12 protein-coding genes are annotated in these 21592 nt (G+C 67.6%); 5 read left to right on the top strand and 7 right to left on the bottom strand.

The features are described 5' to 3' along the window. The first annotated feature begins 192 nt into the window (after positions 1 to 192). From ACN469_RS20330 to ACN469_RS20320, 3 genes are read left to right on the top strand one after another with little or no spacing between them, the layout of a single operon-like run. The gene (locus ACN469_RS20330; protein ID WP_498770337.1) at positions 193 to 5139 is read left to right on the top strand and encodes an amino acid adenylation domain-containing protein; all 4947 of its coding nucleotides are present in this window, start codon (positions 193 to 195) and stop codon (positions 5137 to 5139) included. Further along, positions 5136 to 6650: a condensation domain-containing protein gene (locus ACN469_RS20325; protein ID WP_498770335.1), complete on the top strand. Its 1515-nt coding sequence runs from the start codon at positions 5136 to 5138 to the stop codon at positions 6648 to 6650. Before ACN469_RS20330 ends, ACN469_RS20325 begins: the two co-directional genes overlap by 4 nt. Beyond that, the gene (locus ACN469_RS20320; protein WP_498770333.1) at positions 6580 to 7836 is read left to right on the top strand and encodes a cytochrome P450; all 1257 of its coding nucleotides are present in this window, start codon (positions 6580 to 6582) and stop codon (positions 7834 to 7836) included. Before ACN469_RS20325 ends, ACN469_RS20320 begins: the two co-directional genes overlap by 71 nt. Before the next feature lie 519 nt (positions 7837 to 8355). Here ACN469_RS20320 and ACN469_RS20315 read toward each other — a convergent pair. The 3 genes from ACN469_RS20315 to ACN469_RS20305 form a co-directional block, all read right to left on the bottom strand. Next, positions 8356 to 9720: a M57 family metalloprotease gene (locus tag ACN469_RS20315; protein ID WP_498770331.1), complete on the bottom strand. Its 1365-nt coding sequence runs from the start codon at positions 9718 to 9720 to the stop codon at positions 8356 to 8358. 164 nt (positions 9721 to 9884) lie between these two features. Next, entirely contained in the window at positions 9885 to 11249 is a 1365-nt protein-coding gene (locus ACN469_RS20310) for a M57 family metalloprotease (protein WP_498770329.1), read from the bottom strand. Positions 11250 to 11720: 471 nt separating this feature from the next. Next, entirely contained in the window at positions 11721 to 13658 is a 1938-nt protein-coding gene (locus ACN469_RS20305; protein WP_498770327.1) for a c-type cytochrome, read from the bottom strand. Between the two features lie 337 nt (positions 13659 to 13995). Here ACN469_RS20305 and ACN469_RS20300 point away from each other — a divergent pair, with 337 nt between their 5' ends. After that, positions 13996 to 14646, top strand: a complete 651-nt coding sequence (locus ACN469_RS20300; RefSeq protein WP_498770325.1) for a TetR/AcrR family transcriptional regulator — start codon at positions 13996 to 13998, stop codon at positions 14644 to 14646. A gap of 18 nt (positions 14647 to 14664) precedes the next feature. On the opposite strand, the gene ACN469_RS20295 is transcribed toward ACN469_RS20300, so the two are convergent. From ACN469_RS20295 to ACN469_RS20280, 4 genes are all read right to left on the bottom strand, one after another. After that, entirely contained in the window at positions 14665 to 15357 is a 693-nt protein-coding gene (locus tag ACN469_RS20295) for a helix-turn-helix transcriptional regulator (protein WP_498770323.1), read from the bottom strand. A gap of 13 nt (positions 15358 to 15370) precedes the next feature. Next, positions 15371 to 16492 (bottom strand): epoxide hydrolase family protein, encoded by a 1122-nt coding sequence (locus tag ACN469_RS20290; RefSeq protein WP_498770321.1) that lies wholly within the window; start codon positions 16490 to 16492, stop codon positions 15371 to 15373. A 134-nt stretch (positions 16493 to 16626) separates the two neighbouring features. Continuing rightward, positions 16627 to 17181, bottom strand: a complete 555-nt coding sequence (locus ACN469_RS20285) for a dihydrofolate reductase family protein (RefSeq protein ID WP_498770319.1) — start codon at positions 17179 to 17181, stop codon at positions 16627 to 16629. Between the two features lie 183 nt (positions 17182 to 17364). After that, positions 17365 to 19803 carry an FG-GAP-like repeat-containing protein gene (locus tag ACN469_RS20280; RefSeq protein ID WP_498770317.1) on the bottom strand — a complete coding sequence of 813 codons (2439 nt, stop codon included), beginning with the start codon at positions 19801 to 19803 and terminating at the stop codon, positions 17365 to 17367. 425 nt (positions 19804 to 20228) lie between these two features. On the opposite strand from ACN469_RS20280, the gene ACN469_RS20275 reads away from it, so the two are divergent. Then, entirely contained in the window at positions 20229 to 21557 is a 1329-nt protein-coding gene (locus ACN469_RS20275) for a M12 family metallopeptidase (protein WP_498770315.1), read from the top strand. The last annotated feature ends 35 nt before the right edge of the window (positions 21558 to 21592 follow it).

Genomic DNA, 21592 nt, shown 5'->3' with positions numbered 1-21592 from the left:
TTGCCCTCCACGCCCCCGTCCGCTTTGGTTACAGGAACCGAGTATGAACGCCTGCTCGCGAGTCTCCGTCTGAAGAGTCCCTGGGCGCTTGAGGGGCACACCCCGGAAGAGGTGCGCAGGGCGCTGGACGGCGCGGCGCAGGCTGCCCGTGTGCAGGGCGGAAGGGTCGACCATGGACCGTGGCGCTCGGGGGTGGACGTCATCGTCGAGCAGTGCCGGCGGCATGCCGATCGTGTCGCGCTCTCGGAGGGGACCTTTGAGACCACGTATGCGCGGCTGGGGGCTCGGACGAGTGCCCTGGCCGCCGGCCTGCGAGCCCGGGGCCTCGGACGCGGAGACGTGGTCGCGGTGGTGCTGGAGCGGGGCGCGGCCTTCGTCGAGCTCGCCATCGCCGTCTGGCGAGTGGGCGCGGCCTATCTGCCCCTGGCGCCGTCACATCCCCAGGCGTGGCGCGAGGACATCGTTCGCAGGGTCGGCGCGGCGCTCGTGGTGGGTGCGTCCGAAAGCCAGGTGCCGGGAGTGCCCTTCCTGGAGTCAGGGGCCGACGTGGGCGTGGGGACCGTGGAGGACACGGCGCTCCTCCCGGAGGACCTCGCGTACATCATCTGCACGTCAGGTTCGACGGGCGAGCCCAAGCTGGTGATGACCGAGCATCGCGGCGTCGCCAACCTCCTCCATGCGCAGCGGGACTTCCTGGGCGCGTTGGGGCCGGACACGCGGGTGCTGCAGTTCTTCCACCCGTCGTTCGATGCCTCCCTGTTCGACCTGCTGATGGCGCTGCCCAACGGAGGCCGGCTGGAGACGCTGGATGCGTCGCCGCTCTCTGGCGAGCTGCTGGCCCAGGTGCTGGTGGACCGACGCATCACCCACGCGGTGCTGCCCGCGACCGTCCTTCGCACGCTGCAACCGGGCGGCTTCCCCGACCTCCAGGTGGTGATGAGCACCGGGGACGTGTGCCTTCCGGAAACGGCCCGGCAGTGGAGCGCGCACCACCGCTTCGTCAACGGCTATGGCCCGACGGAGGTCACGGTGGCCAGCACGCTCCATGCGGTGCAGGACGTGGAAGGGGAGCGTGTGCCCATCGGCCGCCCTCTCTCCAACGACCACGTGGTCATCCTGGATGAGCACCTGCGCCTCGTCCCCGACGGGGTTGCGGGCGAGCTGTGCATTGGCGGGGAAGGTGTCGGGCGCGGATATCTGGGGCGGCCCGTCCTGACCGCCGAGCGGTTCATCCCGGATGCGTTCGGTCCGGTGCCGGGAGGGCGGCTGTACCGCAGCGGCGATTGGGGCCGGTGGTTGCCGGACGGCACGCTGGAGTTCCTGGGCCGGCGCGACGACCAGGTGAAGATTCGCGGCGCGCGCATCGAGCTGGGTCAGGTGGAAGCGGCCCTGGCCGCGCTTCCGGACGTGCGGGACGCGGTCGCCCTCATCGACGACACGCGGGAGCGCCTGCTGGGCTACGTGATGCCCGTCACCGGAGCGGCGCTGTCCGGCGACGCGGTGCGCGCGGAGCTTCAACGCGGACTGCCCGGCTACCTGGTGCCGGATGTCGTGGTCGTGGTGGAGGCCTGGCCCCTGAACACCAGCGGCAAGGTGGACCGCTCGCGGCTGCCCCGCCCCCCACGCGCGGAGCGGACGGACTACCAGCCGCCGGAGTCGCCCGGCGAAGTGGCGCTGGCGGCCATCGCCGCGGCGCTGCTCGGGATGGAGCGGGTGGGGCGCGATGACAACCTGTTCGAGCTGGGAGGGCACTCGCTGTTCGCCACCCAGCTTGTGGCCCGGGTGCGACGTGTGCTGGGCGCGCAACTGGAATTGAGCGAGGTGCTCCAGACCCCCACGGTGGCCCGGCTCGCGGCGCGCTTGCAGGAGGCGCGGGGTGGGGTGGACCTGGGCCCTCGGAGCGGTGGCGCGGGAATGGCGCTCACGCCTTCGTTCGGCCAGGAGCGGGTGTGGCTGATGCACAAGCTCAACCCGGACGCGCGGGCCTATCACACGCAGGCGGTGTTCCGGCTCGAGGGCGCGCTGGACCTCGCCGCGCTGCGGGCGAGCCTCACCGACATCGTGCGTCGCCACGACGTGATGCGCTCGCGCTTCCCCGAGGTGGATGGCGAGCTGCGGTGTGAGCTGGAGGCCCCGTGGGAGGTGGAGCTCCCCCTCCAGGACTTCGGCGACGTGGAGGAAGCGCTGCTGGCCACCCGGGTGGCGGAGGCGGTCCGGGACGCGGTGCAGGCCCCGTTCGCGCTCGCCGAAGGCAGGCCCTTCCGCTGGCGGCTGCTGCGACTGGGCGCGCAGGAGCACCTCTTCGTGCACGTCGAACACCACATCGTGCACGACGGCTGGTCCTTCAACGTCTTCGTGCGCGAGCTGCTCAACGGCTATGCCGAACATGTCCGCCACGGCCAGGTGCGACGCCCCGCGCTGGCGGTGCAGTACTCCGACTACGCGCGCTGGCAGCGCGAGTGGGTGAAGACCGAGGCCGCCGCGGCGCAGCGCCGCTTCTGGCGTCAGGAATTGGAGGGCGCGGAGACCCGGCTCCAGCTCCCCCGTCGCGTGGCTCCCCATGGAAGACGGTTTCGTGGGGTGGCGCCCCGGGTGGAGATTGACGGTGACCTCGCGCGTCGCCTCCAGGCCCTGGCGGACCGCGACAACGCGTCCCTCTTCACCACGCTGCTCTCCGCGTTCTTCGTCCTGCTGCATCGGTATACCGGCTCCCAGGATGTGCTCGTCGGCTCCGGGGTCGCCAACCGGCGCTGGCAGGACACCGAGGGCCTGCTGGGCATGTTCGTCAACACCGTCGTCCTGCGGGGCCGGCTGGAGGGAGACCCTTCGTTCGAGGAGTTCCTGGCGCGGGTGCGGCGCACCACGCTGGAGGTCTACGACCACCAGGAGCTGCCCTATGAGCAGATCTTCGCGCAGTCGCCCGCGCGGCATCAGGGTGGCTTCAATCCGTTGATACAGACGATGTTCAGCTTCCACGACTCGTCGGTGGGCACGCTCGACGCGTCACCGCTCGATGTCTCCTTCGTGGAGGGGCTGGGCAACGGCTCGGCCAAGTTCGAGCTGTCCGTCGTCGCGGTGCCGCTCTACGCCGAGCCGGGGCACATCCAACGGCTGGCCGGGGACGTGGTGAGCATTCCGCGCTCGGAGGCTCCCGTGCGCTCCAGTCCCCGCGCTGCCCTGCGCGGCATCCTGCTCTCGTGGGAGTTCGACTCCGACCTCTTCGAAGACTTCTTCATCACCGGCATGCTGTCCGCGTATCAGCAGCTGCTGCGCTCCATCGCCGACGCGCCGGACACGCGCGTGTCCAGGCTGTCGCTGCTGAGCGACGCGGACCGGCGCGCGCTCGTCAGCGTGGGGCCTCGCCAGGAGGCTCCGTCGTATCGGGTGCATGACGTGTTCGCCCATTGGACCCGCCGCGCGCCCGACGCCCCCGCGGTGAGGTCCGGCGACCACGTGCTGACCTATGCCGAGCTGACGCGTCGAGCGGAGCACCTGGCGCATCACCTGCGCGACCTGGGCGTCGCTCGTGGGGCGCTCGTGGCGGTGTGCATCCCCCGCTCGACGGAGCTGGTCGTGGCCCAACTGGGAGTCCTCATGGCGGGGGCGGCCTTCCTGTCACTGGACCCAGGCGCTCCCTCGGCCTGGCTGGAGCCGCTCATGCAGGAGGCCGGGGCCCGCGTCCTCGTCACCACGGCGGCGTTGGAGGGCCAGCTCAGGGGGCTGCCCACCGTCGTGCTGCAGGCGCTTCCGCCGGCGTCTTCCGGGCCGCTGCCGGAGGGGAGCCCGTCGGACCTCGCCTACGTGCTCTACACCTCCGGGTCGACGGGCAGACCCAAGGGCGTTCAAATCGAGCATCACTCGGTCGTGTCCTCGCTGCACCGGACGGCCCTGGCCGAGGACCTGGGGCCCGGCAAGACGATGCTGGTGATGGCATCGGTGACCTTCGACATGTCGGTGCTGGAGGTCTGGGGCGCGCTGCTCAACGGCGCGGCCGTCCACTTCCTGCCGCCGGGCTGGGACGTGCCGGGGGTGGCGCGCTGTCTCGTCGAGCAGCGCATCACGCATGCGGTGCTGCCGCCCGTGGTGCTGTCCCGGTTGGCGGCCGACGCTCCAGAGTCCTTCGCCGCCCTGGACCGCCTGGTGGTGGGCGGAGATGTCTTCCCCGTGGAGGCGTTCCGCGCGCTTCAGCGCGAGGGCTTCACGAAGGTGACGAACGGCTACGGTCCCACGGAGACCACCGTCATGGTCAGCGGACACAGGCTGGACGACGGGGTCGACGCCGACGCCACCCAGGTGCCCATCGGGCGACCGCTGTTCAATGCGCACCTCGTGGTGCTCGACGCGCACGGGCAGGTGGCTCCGCCCGGCGCCGTGGGGGAACTCTGCATCGGTGGCGACGGTGTCGCGAGGGGCTACCGCGACCAGCCGAGCCTCACCGCCGAGCGATTCGTCCCGGACCCCTTCGGCACACATCCGGGGGCGCGGCTCTATCGCAGTGGGGACCTGGCCCGGTGGTTGCCCGGAGGCGTCATCGAGTTCCTGGGCCGCCGTGATGAGCAGGTGAAGGTCCGTGGCGTCCGGGTGGAGCTGGCGGAGGTGCGCGCCGCCCTGGCCGCGCATGCCGGCGTGGTGGATGCCCTCGCGCTCGTCGACTCGCGGGCAGGGGAGCCTTGCCTCGTGGGCTATGTCGTGGCCGGGTCTACGACTCCGGTGTCGGCGCAGGCCGTGCGCGAGGAGCTGGCGCGCAGGGTGCCGGCGCATCTGGTGCCTTCGGAGGTCATCGTCCTGGAGTCCTGGCCGCTGACTCCGAACGGGAAGGTGGACCGCTCGCGGCTGCCCGCGACCGGCCGGCGCCTGGACGCGCCCTACACTGCGCCGAGGACCGAGACCGAGGTCCGTGTCGCGGCGGTGGTCTCCGAGCTCCTGGGCGCAAGCCAGGTGGATGTCCATGAAAGTCTGCTCGCGCTCGGCATGCATTCATTGCATGCGATGCGGCTGGCCTCCCGGCTGAGCCGGATGGTGGGACGGGAAGTCGGCCTCGCCACCATCCTCACCGGGCCGACCATCGCGCAGCTGGCCCACGCGCTCGCCGAGGCCCCGGCCGCAAAGCCCGTCATCAAGAGGCTGCCCCGCGGATGACGACCGCGTTCCCGATGTCGTTCGCCCAGCAGCGACTGTGCTTCCTGCACCGGATGGACTCCACCGGGGCGGCCCACGCCACCGTTCGCTGCCACCGCGTGACGGGGCCCCTGGACCCCCAGGCCCTGCGGAAGGCCCTGGACGTGCTGGTGGCGCGGCACGAGCCGCTGCGCACCGTCTTCCCGCTGGGGACGCAGCAGCTGGTGTCCGCGGAAGGGCACGGGCATGTCCGCTTCCTGGAGGTCGCGACCGAGGCCGAGGCCCTGCGACACGCGCACGAGGAGGCGGCCCGGCCGTTCGACCTGGATCACGGTCCCTTGCTGCGGCTCACCGTGATTCGGCTGGAGCCCCGGACGTACGTCCTCGTCTTCGCCGTGCACTTGCTGGTGGCGGACGGCGCATCGCTCCAGGTCTTCACCGAGGAGCTGGCCCTCGCGTACCGGGCGGCGCTCCTGGGGGAACCCACCAGCCTGCCCGAGCTGCCCGTGCAGTACGCGGACTGGGCCGCATGGCAGCGCGAGCAGCTCACCGCCGCGCGGCGCGAGTCGCTGTCGCGCTGGTGGAGGGAGCAGCTGTCGGGCGTCCCCCTGTTCCTGGACCTCGTCTCCCCGCGTCCCGTGCTGGGGCGGGGACGGCGCATGCACCGGGTGCTGCCCGCCGCCGTTGCTCACGGCGTGCGTGCCCTCGCGAGCACCGAGCGTCAGACGGTGTTCACGGTGCTGGCCGCCGCCTGCGGCCTGGTGCTCGGGCACCGGGCGGGACGGGAGCAGGTGCTGCTGGGACTGGCCGTGGCCAACAGGGACTTGCCCGAGGTCGAGCGGGTGCTCGGGTTCTTCGTCAACACCGTCGTGCTCCAGGTGGACCTGCGCGGCGACCCCGACTTTCGCGAGCTGCTCACCCGGGTGGCGGCGGCCACGGTGGCTGCATACGCGCACAAGGACCTGCCCTTCGAGCAGCTCGTCGCGGACCTGGCCCCGCCGAGAGATCCGACGCGGTCTCCCGTCGTCCAGGTCAACTTCGTCTACCATCCGGCGGGCACGGCGGGAGCCCTGTCATTGCACGGCTGCGAGGTGACGGAGCCTCTGCTGGACCTCCCCTCCGCGAAGTTCGAGCTCACCCTTCGGGTGGAGGAACGCTCCGACGGCGCGTACACCGTGTGGGCCGAATTCGATGCGAGCCTCTTCGACCCCGCCTTCATCGAGGGGGTGCTCGCGGCCTACGAGGAAGTCTTGCGGACCGCGACCCCCCATGCGCGGACCTCGCTTCCGCGCTCCCTGATTGGGGCGAGGGAACAACACCTCCGCCGCATCTTCGCTGACGTGCTGAAGGTCGCCTCGGTCGCTCCGGACGACGACTTCTTCCAGCGCGGCGGCCATTCCTTGCAGCTCGTCGAAGTCGCGGTCCGCATCAGGAGCGAGATGGGCCAGGACCTCAGCTTGCGTGAGCTGTACCAGCATCCCACCGTGGCGGGCGTTGCCGCCCGGCTCGACCGAACAGGAGCACCCCGATGAGCCCTCCTTCCTATCCCTTCCCCAAGGACTGGAGCCTCCCGCTGAATACGAGCGGCTGCGGCAGGACGCCCCGGTCTGCCCCGTGCGGTTGTGGGACGGAAACACGCCGTGGCTGGTGAGTCGCTACAACGACGTGTTGACCGTCCTGGGAGATCCCCGGCTGGTCGCGGACTCCACGCTGCCAGGGTTCCCGCACCTGTCGCCCGCGGCGGCGGCACGGCAGGGGAGGCCGCTGGCCTTCTTCCTTCGCCCTGATGTGGAGTACCGGGCGCAGCGGGCCATGCTCGTTCAGGAGTTCATGCCCCGGCGGATGGAAGCCCTGAGGCCGCGCATCCAGGCCACCGTGGACGCGGCGCTCGACGCGATGCTGGCCGGCCCGAAACCGGTGGACCTGATGGCGGCGTTCGCGCTCCCCGTGGCCCTGCAAGTCATTGGCGACCTGCTCGGGGTGCCCCATGACGGCGCTGACGAGCTGCATGTCCTCAGTAGGACGGTCGGCTCCCGCGCGTCCTCCCGCGAGGAGGCGAGAGCGGCCCTGATGGCCCTGGATGACTTCTTCCTGCGGTTGGTGGAGGCGAACCTGCGTGAGCCTGGCGACACGCTCATCGGTCGAGTCGTCACGGAGCAGGTGGCGATGGGAAGGCTGAGCCCTCCGGACGCGGCCTCCCTGTTCCACGCGCTGTACTACGCCGGGCACGGACCGTCCGCGTACATGTTCGGCCTTGGGACGCTGGCGCTGCTCATCCACCCCGAGCAGCTCAAGAAGTTCCGTGAGCTGGAGGACCCCGCCGCCATAACCGCGGCGGTCCAGGAACTCCTGCGCTTCGTCAATGTCTCCCATCTCGCCCGGCAGCGCGTCGCCACGGTAGACGTCACCGTGGGCGGCCAGCTCATTCGCGCCGGGGAGGGCATCCTCGCGCAGCCGGACTCCGCCAATCGTGACGGAATGGTCTTTGAGGAGCCGGACCGCTTGGACCCCCACCGGGAAGCGCACCGCAACTTCGCCTTCGGCCATGGCATCCACCTGTGCACGGGGCGCGCGCTGGCCCTCATTGAGTTCGAGGTGGTGTTCAAGACGCTGTTCCAGCGCATCCCCACGTTGCGGCTGGCCGTGCTGCTGGAGGAGGTCCGCTTCGAGAAGGACGAGAACCTGCTCGGCGTGCACGAACTGCCGCTGACCTGGTGACCTGTTTCCTGGCCCGACCGCGCACCGCGAGCCTGAGACTCGATGCGTTGCTTCCCTACCGCCTGCTGGTTGCCGCGAACGTCGTCAGCCAGCGGGCCGCGTGCGTGTACGAGGAGCAGCACGGCTTGAGCACGCAGGCGTGGCGCCTCAGTGCCGTGCTGGGAGAGGACGGCGAGCGCACGCAGCTGGGCCTCAACGCCTGCTGGCCTCCGGAGTTGGAGGAGTGGCTCCCCGCCGCCCTTCTATCGGACGTAGAGAATCCGGAGCGCATCCTCACTTTCTACGGAGACCTGTCCAAGGGCCTCGTGGCTCTGCTCAACACGAAGGTGCCCTCCATCCTGGAGGGGACGCCGGAGCCTCTCGCGGATATCGACTTCTACTTCTGGAAGAGCCACTGCCCCGAGCGGTACACACGCGAAGTCCTCGACGGACACACGATATCGGCGTCTACCTGGGAGATATCGGGCGGCCGACTCGCTGAGCCCGTCCGCCGCCCGGTCCCTCTTTCCGTGCTTCCGCCTACGGCCCCGCCGTGTATGTCGTTGTCAAAGTGGCGCCCGAATAGGCCGAGTAGGCGTGGAGGCCGATGTAGTACGTGCCCGCCGACGGCGCTGTCAGCGTGCAGGTCTCGCCGTTGCCGATGAGGTACGGACGGCATTGGTAGGTTGTCGCCGTCGGGGCGGCGCCGAAGTTGACGTAGAGGTCCGCGTCACCTCTGCCGCCGCTGAGCGTGAACGTCACCACGGATTGGCCCGAGGGGACGTCGAGCGTCCAGTAGTTGAAGTGGCCGACGATGCTGTCAGCGATGTTGATGATCGGGTCCCAGGGAGGCGGGGGCGGAGGAGGAGGGCCCACGGGAATGGGCCAACGCCAGGGAAAGGGCCAGGGCGGGCAAAGGGGCGGATCGTCGTACGTGCCGGTCAGGCTGACTCCAGAGTACGAAGAGGCTCCGTAAAGGCCGACATGGTACGTGCCTTCCTGAGGCAGAGTGAACGTGCAGGTCTCGTTGTTGCCGCTGAGGTTGGGACGACAGTCGTAGGTCGTCGTGGTCGGCGGCGCGCCGAACCTGGCATAGAGGTCCACGTCACCCGTGCCGGCGCTGAGCTTGAACGTCACCTGCGACTTGCCAGCGGGGACCTGAAGATTCCAGTACTTGAAGGAGCCAGCAGCACTCGAAACGTCAGTGATCGACAGCCAGGGGTCAGGCAGCGGTCCGAAGTACAGACCGCGCAATGCCGCGACATCGCTCTTCGTGAATTCCCCCGTCGTGCTCGACGGGAAGCAGCTGTTCATGAGGGAGCCGCCCACGGTGGCAGTGGATGGCGTGCCGGGGATGAGGATGGCGCCCACGCCCCCGCTGCCCTCGTTGACGGCGGCGCCGCCGCAGCTGATGGCGCGGTTGTAGTAGTCCGAGTGACGGAATCCGATGGTGTGGCCGAGCTCGTGCGTTAAGACGTGTTTGTTCACGTCCACGCTGTAGGTGTTCAGGCCGGTGCCGATGTTGAGGGTGCCGTAGGGGTTGCCGCCGGAGGGGAATCCCGAGGAGCCACCGGCGCCTGAGGTGGTGGTCGCGGTGATGTTGGCGTTGCATCCAGTGGTGGGGCCACGTGCCAGAGTGAAGGTGAGGCCCAACTGGTTGTAGTTCTGGATGGCCAGGTCAAGGCCCTGACTCAGCCGGCTGTAGCTGTTGAACGTGGAGGTGGGGTTGACGCAGATTTTTCTGATGGAGGAGCTGATGAGGTTGGTTGTGCGATACTGCTCCTGGCTACCCTTGTCCGTCTGGAGCATCTCGCGGGAGGCCTGAAGGCTCACAGCCGCGTCCCCTCCAACGTAGACGACGCCATCGACGACTTCGATGTCAGTGGCCGGGAATCCAGCCTCCATGAGGTTGTCGATGGTCTCCTGCGTATCATCCGAGGTCCCAGGATTGGCACTGCAGTCGAGCAGCCATACACTACAGACCAATGCAAATGCAGTTGCCCTTGTAGCCATGGGTGCATCTCCTGGCAAATGTTCAAGGCCGTCTTAAGGAACACCGCGTCTCGAGCCTACGGCCCGGCCGAGTACGTCGTCGTCAAAGTAGCGCCCGAATAGGCCGAGTACGCGTGGAGGCCGACGTAGTACCTGCCCGCCGACGGCACTGTCAGCGTGCAGGTCTCGTTGTTTCCGCCGAGGTACGGACGGCATTGGAAAGCCGTCGTCGTCGGGACGGTGCCGAAATTGACGTAGAGGTCCGCGTCACCTCTGCCGCCGCTGAGCGTGAAGGTCACCACCGATTGGCCTGAGGGGACGTCGAGCGTCCAGTAGTTGAAGTGGCCGACGATGCTGTCAGCGATGTTGATGATCGGGTCCCAGGGAGGCGGGGGCGGAGGAGGAGGGCCCACGGGAATGGGCCAACGCCAGGGAAAGGGCCAGGGCGGGCAAAGGGGCGGATCGTCGTACGTGCCGGTCAGGCTGACTCCGGAGTACGAAGAGTTCCCGTAAAGGCCAACATGGTACGTGCCTTCCTGAGGCAGAGTGAACGTGCAGGTCTCGTTGTTGCCGCTGAGGTTGGGACGACAGTCGTAGGTCGTCGTGGTCGGCGGCGTGCCGAACCTGGCATAGAGGTCCACGTCACCCGTGCCGGCGCTGAGCTTGAACGTCACCTGCGACTTGCCAGCGGGGACCTGGAGACTCCAGTACTGGAAGGCGCCCGCAGCACCCGAAAGTTCAGTCATCGACAGCCAAGGCTCAGGATGCGGTCCGAAGTACAGACCGCGTACTGCCGCGACATCGCTCTTCGTGAATTCGCCCGTCGTATTCGACGGGAAGCAGGTGTTCATGAGGGAGCCGCCCACGGTGGCAGTGGATGGCGTGCCGGGGATGAGGATGGCGCCCACGCCGGCAGAGCCCTCGTTGGAGGCGGTGCCGCCGCAGCTGATGGCGCGGTTGTAGTAGTCCGAGTGGCGGAGGCCGATGGTGTGGCCAATCTCGTGGGTGATGACGTGCTCGTTCACGTCGACGCTGGAGGACGCCAGCGAGGTGCTGATGTTGAGGGTGCCGTAGGGGTTGCCGCCGGAAGGGAATCCCGAGGAGCCACCGGCGCCCGAGGTGGTGGCCGCGGTGATGTTGGCGTTGCAGCCGGTGGTGGGGCCACGTGCCAGGGTGAAGGTGAGGCCCAACTCGTTGTAGTTCTGGATGGCCAGGTCAAGGCCTTGGCTCAGCCGGGAGTAGCTGTTGAACGAGGAGGTGGGGTTGACGCAGATTTTCCTCACGGAGGGGCTGATGAGGTTGGTCGTGCGATACTGCTCCTGGCTGCCCTTGCCCGTCTGGAGCATCTCGCGGGAGGCCTGAAGGCTTACGGCCGCGTCACCTCCAACGTAGACGACGCCATCGACGACCGCGATGTCGGTGGCCGGGAACCCAGCCTCCACGAGGTTGTCGATGGTCTCCTGCGTATCATCCGAGGTTCCTGGATTGGCACTGCAGCCGAACAGCCACGCACTACAGACCAATGCAAATACAGTTGCCCTCGTCGCCACGGGCGCATCTCCTGGCAAGTGTTCAAGGCTGGGTTGCCATGCCCCTCCAGGAATCGAGGCTCCAGCCCAGGTAGTGTCTAGCATGCCTTGAATTGGGCGTGAGTCTGCGTCTGAGTCGCAGTCGAGGGGTACGTGTGGTCTGATTTCGCCTGGGCTGGAGTTTTGCGGAAATGGTTGAAATTGGACGAGGGTCAGCGTGACGGAACCGCCACGGGCCCCTCGTCGCGCACTTCCCGTGTCGCCGCGCCGCGTCGTTGAAGCCGCGTTACGAAGACCCGCCCGTCGGTTGGAGGCGCTGCGCGGGTGGGCCGCCGCAGCGCCGGAGCGTGGCGATCGAATCCCCGCCACGCTCCAGCGTAGGGCTCACAGCGTCTTCATGTACTCGATCAGCGCCGTGCGCTCCGCATCGGTCAGCACGTCGGTGAACGTGTGGCCCGAGTTCGACTGGCTGAACATCCGGGTGTTGTAGATCTTGCGGTCCTCGATATCCGAGTTCGAGAAGCTCGGGGCCGTGATGCTGCCGAGGAGGTTCCAGGCCAGCGCGCCGTTGCCGTACAGCAGCGACAGTCCGCCTTCGATGAGCGGCGTCTCGTTCGGATCCCACGGATTGCAGTGGTTGAACGGCGAGAAGGTCAGATAGCTGCACGGAATCGTGTCGTACTTCCACCCGACCTTGGTTGGGTCATACGCCTTCGCGAGGTCGGTCTCGAATCCCATCACGACGCCGAACCTCGCCGGCTTCGACTTGCGACGCCAGATCCGCGGGCGGTCCGACGACTTGAGCAAGCTCCAGAGGTCGGGCACCGAGCCGTTGTGGAAGTACGGACCGGACGCCCAGACACCGTAGAGCGGCTGCGCGAGATAGCCGATCATGTTGTACTTTTCGGCGCACCCGTCCTTGCCGTTGTACCCGAAGAAGCTGTTCCTGGCCTGGGTCTCGACGGCTCCGTCGTTGGCGAGCAGTCGGGCTTCATCGGTGTCGATGATGTTGATCGGCGTGACGTTGGCCGCCATGCCCTCGAACAAGGGATTGGCGAGGAAGCTCGGATCGTTCACGTAGCGCGGCGCGTAGGCTCCATGGCAGCTCGCGCACGAGCCGTTGCCGGCCTGCTGCGGCTTCACGACCGGGTTGTTGCGGTTCGCTGCCCACAGATCGAGCGTGTGGAACAGGAGCGACCCCTGCTGCGCGAGCGTCGTGTTGACCGGTAGAGGGTATGCCGGCGACTTCAGGCCGAGCATCCAGGTGTTCGCCTCGTACTCGTTCTCGAGGATCCAGTCGTAGCCGCCCTCGTAGTTCGGCAGTGCGGCGCCCGGCATGTACCACGAGAGCTCGATGCGCGTGGCGTCGCTGCTCATCCCGGCGTCGAAGAACTTCACCGGCCGGTGCCCGAGGTTCCACCAGTTCGGCGGGTCTTCCGTGCCGGTCGAGCCGGCCGCCCAGATCGCCGGATTGAGGATGACGCCGGGGATCGTCCCGTCCGGGTCGAAGATGGTGAGCAGGGCGAAGAGCTGGAAGTTGGTGATGTTCCCCGTGCCGCGGATGCGATTCAGGGAGGCAATCGTGAAGGCGGGGTTGAGGCCTCCGAGCTCGCCCAGGAACAGGGACGCGTCGGTGAGGCCGTTGGTGCCGTGTAACGCCCCCAGGCCCGCGCCGTCGCTCGCCTTGCCAATCTGGCCGCTGTGACAGACAGAACACGTGACGCCAATCTGTCCGCTCCACGAGCCGTCGGCGTTGCGTGTCTGGGTCAGGGCCATCGGCAGTTGGCCGGAGCCACCGTTCGTGCGGTTCGGATCCTCGAACGGGAGAGGATACGGATTGCGCTGCGAGCTGAGCGGAGTGCCGTAGCGCTCGGCGACGAGGTTGTCGAAGTCGGAAGGGCGGAACGGCAGGCCCCACCTCAGCCACAGCGCGTTGTACTGAGACGCCGACATCGACCAGAGACTCCAGGCGGAATGGCCGCTGAACTCCCAGCCGGCATCGGGATTTCCATTTCCGCCGAGCAGCCGCCCTCCAGCCGCATTGGTCGACCGCAGCTCGCCACACGTCAGCGGAGCCCGGTTCATGCACGAGTTCCATCCCACGTTGAAGACGACGTTCTTGTTCGCCGTCGGCGTCACGAGTGACCGTGGGTCGGGCGGTAGGAGCGTCGCATCGGACTTGCCCGTACAGAAATCGAACCAGTAGTGCCCGCCACGTTTGCTGCCGAGCAGGTCCGATTGTGCTGCCGCCGGTGACGGTGTGATGCCGGCGCTCAGAAAACACATCGCGACGAGAACGCTTCGAGTCAGACGTGCCGCCATGACGTCCCTCCTCCTGACAGCCTGTGGGTCGGTCGGATGGGACCTCAGTCCGACCGGGTGGGCGCGTGCTCCAAGACGCCAGTTGCCGAGCCGCACGCGCGGTATGAGCTCACTTCACGTTTACCCTGAAAAGGGACATTTGTCGCGAAAGTGCCGTAAGCGACATTTGTCGCCTAGTCGCCTCAAGCGAAAATCAGGGCCAGGCGGGTGCCCGTCCGGGCGTCGAGTCCAAGGAACGACTCGGCCGCCGCCGGCCAGGTTGTCGAGCGAACCCTGGCGTGGAAGAACCAGCTCCGCCGACTTCGAGTCCGCGACGAACGCAATGGAGTCAAGCGCCATGGCTGACGATGCGCGTCAATCCGCCCCCAACCCAGATTTCGTGGCGCGCAAGCCGCAGCAGCAGCGCGCCAAGGTCCGGGTCGATGCCGTGCTCCAGGCGGCGGAGGAGTTGCTGCTCGAATCAGGGCTCTCGGCCTTCTCGATTCCGACGCTGGCGGAGCGTCTCGAGTACCCGCGGTCGACAATCTACAAGTTCTTTCCGACCCCCCAAGCCCTGCTCAACGAGCTCGCGGAGCGCCAACTGGCGGCGCTGGAAGCGCACCTGACGAACTATGCCCAAAGCCTCCTGGGGGCCAAGGACTGGCAGGAACCGCTCACGCGCATGGTTCAGGAGGCGGCGGATTTCTACCGCACGCATCCGGCGGCGCAGGTCGTCCTGTTGACCGGACCGGTCTCGGATGTGAGCTTTCGCGCGCTCGAATCCACCATCGCGCGCCTCGGCACGCTCGCGCGCAACCTGCTCGCGACGCACGGCATCGACATCCCGCGGGGCTCGCCGGACATCGCAGCGCTGGCGGTGGAGTTCGGCACCGCGAGCCTGCGTATGTCCTTCTACCTTCATGGCCGCATGACGAACGAATACACCCAGGCCGCGGCCGACGTGATGATTTCATTCCTGGCAATGCGGCTGGGATTGAAGCCGCGCTGATTCAGGCCCAGGCTGCACTCAGTCGGGATACAGGCGTTCCCATTCCTCCCTCCATTCCCGCGCCAGCACGGACCGCTGGCGGCCGTAGCGGGCCTCGGTCGCCGAGGCCGCGGTGATGCGGTCGACGCGGAAATGGCGGAAGGCCTGGCGCAAGCAGCACCAGGCGGCAATGAGCTGTTTGCCCTCGTGAAACGCGAGCTGCACCGGCCAGATGTCGCGCTGGCTCGGCTGGCCCTTCTCGTCGGCATACACGATGAGGAGGGCCTTCTCTTCGCGAATGGCCCGGCGCACGAGGCCGAGCACCGGGACGGACGCGGCCCCGCCGCGCATCAGGATGGGCCAGAGCCCGGTGTCCTTCATCCGGTCGCGCAGGTCGTCGGGCGAGGCGGTGGCGATCTTTCCCAGCGCATTGCGCGCCGCCCCGGCAAGGCCGGCATCCGGCTGGGCCTCGACCCAGCGGGAGCCGAGCACCAGCGCCTCGAGCTCCTCGGCCGTGAACATCAGCGGCGGCAGGAAGAAGCCCGGCTTCAGCATATAGCCCACGCCCGCCTCGCCAACGATGGGCGCGCCAAGACCGATGAGCGTCCGCACGTCGCGATAGAGCGTGCGCACGGAAACCCCCTGCTCCTCGGCCAGCGCCGCCGCGGTGACGGGGCGGCGGTGCCGGCGAAGTGCGTCCATGACTGCGAAGAGGCGTTCGGTCTTGTCCATGCGTGCGCGCGGCTCACCTCAGGGTGCCATGGAACGCCCGGATATCGGCCGCGTAGTGCTCCGGAGTCTCGAGTGCTGGGAAGTGCCCTGTCTGCCGCGCCTCGGTCCAGTGGACAAGGTTCTGCAAGTGCCGTTCGCCCCAGGCGCGCGGCGCGGGATTGTCGACGTCGGCGGGCACCAGCACGCCATGCTTCACGTCGTGGCGGGGCATCGGTGCCAGCAGCTCTTGATCGGCGAAGGCCTCTTTGTACAGCCGAACCGATGAACCAATCGTCTGGGTGAACCAGTAGACCGAGAGCAGGGTGCAGAGGTCGTCGAGCGAATAGACCGACTCGAGGCGGCCGTCCCGCAGCCGGCTCCCGCCGTGAAACTTCTCGATGATCCACGACGCCAGGCCCGCGGGTGAGTCGTTGAGGCCGACGGCGAGCGTCTGCGGCTTGGTTCCGTGAAGCATGACGTAGGCGCCCTGCGTGAAGGTCCACAGGTCGACGCGCCGGAAGTAGTCCACTTCTTCGGGCGTCGGCGCCTCCGGCCGCGGGTACCCCGAAAAGACGTTGAGGTAGTGCGCACCCATGAGACGGCCGGGATGGTTGCGGACCAGGCTGAAGCAGACCCCGGAGCCCAGGTCCGAGCACGCAACGAGGAACTTCTCGTAGCCCAGCCGGGTCATCAGCTCGGCCCAGAGATGGCCCATGCGACTCATGTTCATGCCCTTCTTCGTCGGCCGGCCCGAGAAGCCGAAGCCCTGCAGCGAGGGAATGATGACGTCGAACGACACCCCGTTTCGCTCGGCGGTGAGCAGCGGGATGAGCGGCAGGAACTCGACGAAGTTCGAGGGCCAGCCATTGGCAAGGACGATGGGAACGCGGGTTGCGCCCTGACCCGGCGCATGGACGAAATGAACCCGCTCGCCATCGATCTCCTCGATGAATTGCGGAATCGCGTTGAGGCGCTGCTCGGCGGTGCGCCAGTCGAAGCGCTCCGCCCAGTGGGTGACCAACTGCCTGAGCAGCTCAGCGTCGGTGCCATCGTCCCAGCCGACGCCTTCGACCGCCGCGGGGAAGCGAGTGGCCTTCAGCCGCGCCCGAAGGTCGGCGAGCTCGGAATCGGAGATGGCAAGGGTGAATGGGCTCATCGTGCGTTTGTGCATCCCAAGGTTGTGCCCGAGGTGTGCTGACAGGGTGTGTCAGCAGTGTTCGGTCACACGCTCGCCCAGCCGACGCTGCCGCACGGGCAGTCGCCGGTGACGCGCTCGGGGTCCTTCCACGCTCATCCCGCTTTGCGACGGAAGTGGAGCGCCTGTACGCCGGACTTGAACCGCTGCGTCGATAGGAGTTCGAGCTGCCGCGCACTCGACAGGCCCTGAAACAACGTCGGCCCGTGGCCACTGATGACGGGATGAATGACGATGCGGTACTCGTCGATGAGCCCCCACTCCTCGAGCGCGGTCGCGAGCTTGGGCGCGCCGACGAGGACACCCTGCTCGGTGTTCGCTTTCAGCGCTGAGATCGCCTCGCGAAGGTCACCCTCCACCTTGATGGTGTTCCGCCACGGAAAGTCGCTCCGCGAGCCCGACACGACGTACTTTGCCTTCGCCTCGAGCTTCTGTGCCCACTCGCGCATCGCGCGCGGCGCCTTTTCATCGCGTGCCACCGCGGGCCAGGCTCCCTCCATCAGCTCGTAGGTGTTGCGACCGAAGAGCATCGCCCCGCTCTGGTCCATGAGCTGCGTCCAATAGTCGTGCAGCTCGTCGTCCGCGATGCCCTGGGTGTGGTCGATGCACCCGTCCAAAGTGACGTTGAGACCGAAGGTGAGGAGGTTCATGGCGTGGGACTCTACGAAAAGCGCGCCTGGCGCGCAGCAGCCCGAGCTAGCGATGCAATGCCCGTCAGGCGCCTGCGCGTCTTTCGGTGCGCCGCGCGCGAAGCACGCGGCGCACCGATTCTCCTACCGAGACCGCGCTGAAATCAGGGCACACCACCCCATCTCGGCCTCGCGGACAGCGACCTAGAGTCCGTTGGGGACCACGGTCACGGTGCCGGAGCCCCTGTTGGTCAGGATGAGATCGGGGTACCCATCCGCGTCCATGTCCGCGGTGGCGATGGCATTGAGGCCAGGCGAGGCGCCGGTCGTGACGACGGTGCCCGCGGTGAAGCCTCCGTTGCCGTTGCCGGTCATCGGGCGGACGCCGCCCGAGGCCGCTGTCACGAGGATGTAGGCGTCAAGCTTGCCATCGCCGTTGAAGTCACCGGCCACGACGCCCAGCGCCGAGTTGGCGGCCGTATTGGTCGCGGCGGTGGACTGAGCGCCGCTCGCGAAGGTGCCGTTGCCGTTCCCTCTGAAGAAGAAGAGGAACCGGCCGGCCGCGCCGTTCGAGAGGATGTCGAGCGTGCCGTCGCCGTTGGCGTCGCCGAAGGCGATGCCCGCTGTCTGGCCGCTGGCGGAATTGCTGTAGGCGACGGGGGCGGCGAACGAGCCGTCGCCCTGGTTGATGAGGACCGACAGGCGTGCGCTGGAGGGGCTCGTCACCACGATATCGGAGAAGCCATCGCTGTTCAGGTCACGGCAGGCGATGCTCGACTGCGCGCCGCCGGTGCTCTGGATGCCGATGAACGTGGGCGCGCCGAAGTTGCCCGCGCCGGTGCCGAAGAGCACGCTCACCTGGTTCTGGGTCACGCTGGTCGTGGCGATGTCAGCCACCCCGTTGTTATCGAAGTCCCCGGTGCAGAGGTGGACGGAGCCCGGAGTGCCGGTGGTGAAGCTCGTCGGCGCGCCGAAGGTCCCGGGCGCGCTCGAGCCCAGGTTCTTGTAGACGCTGATGGTTCCGTTGATGAGGGGCAGGTTGGTCTGGCCGTCGACAGTGACGGCGTCGAGCCACCCGTCGCCGTCCACGTCCACGGCCACGACCGCGTTGCTGGAGAGCGAGGCGCTCCCGTAGTTGACCTCCGACTGGACGCTGGCGTCGCCATTCCCCAGGAAGACGGAGAGCGAGCCAGAGGGCGTCTGGGTCGACCCGGATTCGGCATTGGCCACCAGGATGTCGAGCTTGCCGTCGCCATTCACATCGGCGACCGCCGGGGCCAGCGGGCTGTGGTTCGCGGGGGAGCTGACCGGCGTGCCGGGGACCTGGCCGGGTGGGATGGCCTGGCAGGTGGCGTTCGAGCAGATCTGACCCGTCGAGCACACGATGCCGCAGGCGCCGCAACTCTCGGCGTCGCTCTGGAGGTTCACCTCGCAGCCGTCGGACGAGTTCGCGTTGCAGTCCGCGAGGGTGCCGGAGCAAGACTGGCAGATGGGCCCCTCGTAGGTGGGCGCGCACTTGCAGGTGTAGCTACCCACGCCGTCGATGCAGGTACCGCCGTTCAGGCAGGGGTTTGCGGCGCACTCGTCGATGTTGGTGCAGGTCACGCCGTCGCCCTCGTACCCCGCATTGCAGGCGCAGGTGAAGGAGCCCCCGGTGTTGGTGCAGGTGGCGTTTTCGTTGCAGTTGTCGGTGCCGGCGGCGCACTCGTCGATGTCGGTACAGGTCACGCCGTCGCCCTCGTACCCCGCGGTGCAGGCGCAGGTGAAGGAGCCCTCGCTGTTGGTGCAGGTGGCGTTGTCGTCGCAGTTGTCGGTACCGGCGGCGCACTCGTCGATGTCGGTGCAGGTCACGCCGTCGCCCTCATACCCCGCGGTGCAGGCGCAGGTGAAGGAGCCCCCGATGTTGGTGCAGGTGGCGTTGTCGTCGCAGTTGTCGGTACCGGCGGCGCACTCGTCGATGTCGGTACACACTGTCGGCTGTCCCGTGCAGGTGTAGCCCGGCTCCAACTTGCAGACGCTGTTGCAGCCGTCGCCCGAGAGTTGATTGCCGTCGTCACAGACTTCGAATCCGCCCAGCACTCCGTCACCACAGACGGCCCGCAGCGACGTCTCCACCGCGTCCACCAGGTAGAGCGCCACCGCGCCCTTCAGGCGCACGTAGCGATAGGGGACGTTCCCCGGGTACGTCGCCACGGCGATATGCGTCCCCAGGCCCAGCTCCACCAGGTGCAACGAGCTGGAGCCGATGAAGGTCCCATCCGCCTTCAGGAAGTCCACCTGAGCCACCAGCGCCAACGACAGGCCCTTGTAGTAGACGCGCAGGTCGCCGGTGCCTTCCTCGCCCGCACCCAGGTCCAGCACCAGCGCCGCGTTGAGCAGGCCCAGCAGCGTCGCCACCTGTCCATCCGGAGCGCCCAGCGCCGCGCTCGCGTTGAGCACCGCCGCATTGGTGCCCGACGCCACCGCGTCCGCATACGGGTCCCACGTGAACGAGGCTTGCAGCGGCTCACTCGTCAACGCCCCGTCGTCTTCTTGCGACACCTCATCCGCGGGAGGAAGGGGCTCCACACCACATGCTCCGAGCGACAAGACCAGCATCACGCCGAGTCCCCACGACCACAGCGCACCAGGACGGTTTTGCATCGAGTGTCTCTCTCCGAGGAGCAGGCTGAAGCCCGGAATGGACGTCCCCCCCATGGAATGAACGACACCATCCCTTACTCCCTATTGCTCGGCGCGCAACAGACGGATGCGCAACATTTCTCCGGCGACCAGCCGACAAGCATTCGAGGGCCATAGACAAGATGCCCATGAGATGCATTTGCCGCCCCCGCAGTAATCGACGGGCCGTGATGGAAAAGGGCAGCGCACCGCCGACAGCGCCGGTAGGTCCCAGGAGCGCGGATGCTTGGAGCACCAAGGGCGCTGAAATGCCTCCCATGCCTTCTGCTGGAGCCCTTGCGCCTGGGCTTGTCACGAATGGATGGGGTCCTCCATTTCAAACGACAAATGTCAGGGTGATGTGGTTGTCTCCTGCTTTCCGGAATGCCTTCCGGAAAGGAGGCACCATGCTTCGAAACACATTGAAGTCCGCGCTGGTTGCACTGTTCATCCCCAGCCTGCTGCTCACCGCCTGCGGTGAGGGACTGGAGTCGCGTCCCGCCCTGGACCCGGAGATGGCCCGAGTGCCGGCTGGCGCCCCGGTTCGCGAGGGCTACGCCTGGAACGCCGCGAGAGGGAAGCTGGTGCCAGTGAAGTACGCCGAGGTGGATGGACTGGCCCTCTTCGAGGGAGACATGATTCTCGGCACGGTGGAGGAGATGGAGGCGCGCGTGCGCGAGGTGAAGGCCCGGGGAGGTCTCGACGCCCCGGGAGTCCACGCCCAGGGCGTGGCCATCACCGGCGCAAACTTCCGCTGGACCAACTCCGAGGTGCCCTACACCATCGACGCGGCGGTACCAAACCAGGCGCGAATCACGGACGCCATCAACCACTGGCAACAGCGTACGCACCTGCGCTTCGTGCAACGCAATGTGCTCAACGCGGCGCTGTATCCGAACTACATCAATTTCCAGACGGGCACCGGGTGCAGTGCCCACGTGGGACGGATTGGTGGCAGGCAGACGGTGTCGCTGGAGGCCGGGTGCAGCACGGGCAACACCATCCATGAAATCGGACACGCCCTGGGCCTCTGGCACGAGCAGTCGCGCGAGGACCGCAATACCTACGTGCTCGTCCGGCCCGAGAACATCCTCGCGGGCTATGAGCAGAACTTCAACCAGCAGATCGCCGACGGTGACGACATCCTCGCCTATGACTACGGCTCCATCATGCACTACCCGAGGACGGCGTTCTCGAAGAATGGGCTGCCCACCATCGAGCCACTGGGGGGGCAGGCCATCGGACAGCGCGATTCGCTGAGCATCACGGACGCGGCCACCGTGGCGCGTCTCTACTCGAGAACCATCTCCCTGCGTGCCTTGCGCGGCCACTACGTGGTGGCCGAGGGCGGCGGCGGCGGCGCGGTGAACGCCAATCGCGGCGCCGTGGGGCCCTGGGAGAAGTTCCAGCTGGTGGACCGCAACGGCTTCGAGCTGCAGACCGGCGACCTCATCCACCTGCAGACGGTCAACGGCAACTATGTCATGGCCGTGAACGGTGGCGGCTCGGAGGTGACAGCCACCCCCACGGCGCCTGGCAGCTATGAAACCTTCCGCATCACGAAGATCTCCGGCACGGGTCTGCTCACCATCGGCACCGGAGACACCGTGGCCCTGTCGACGAACAGTCTCCTCACCCCCCGCTACCTGTATGCCGATAACGGTGGCGACGGCGGGGTGTATGCCGCTGGCGCCTCCGTGGGGCAATGGGAGCAGTTCACCATCACCTTCTACTGAGGGACGGGGGAGGGCCTGCTCCAGCGCCGAACGCT

Origin of the sequence: Corallococcus terminator (genome assembly GCF_049194865.1) — a bacterium.
Taxonomy (GTDB): domain Bacteria; phylum Myxococcota; class Myxococcia; order Myxococcales; family Myxococcaceae; genus Myxococcus; species Myxococcus terminator_A.
This window is presented reverse-complemented; position numbering and strand designations above follow the sequence as displayed.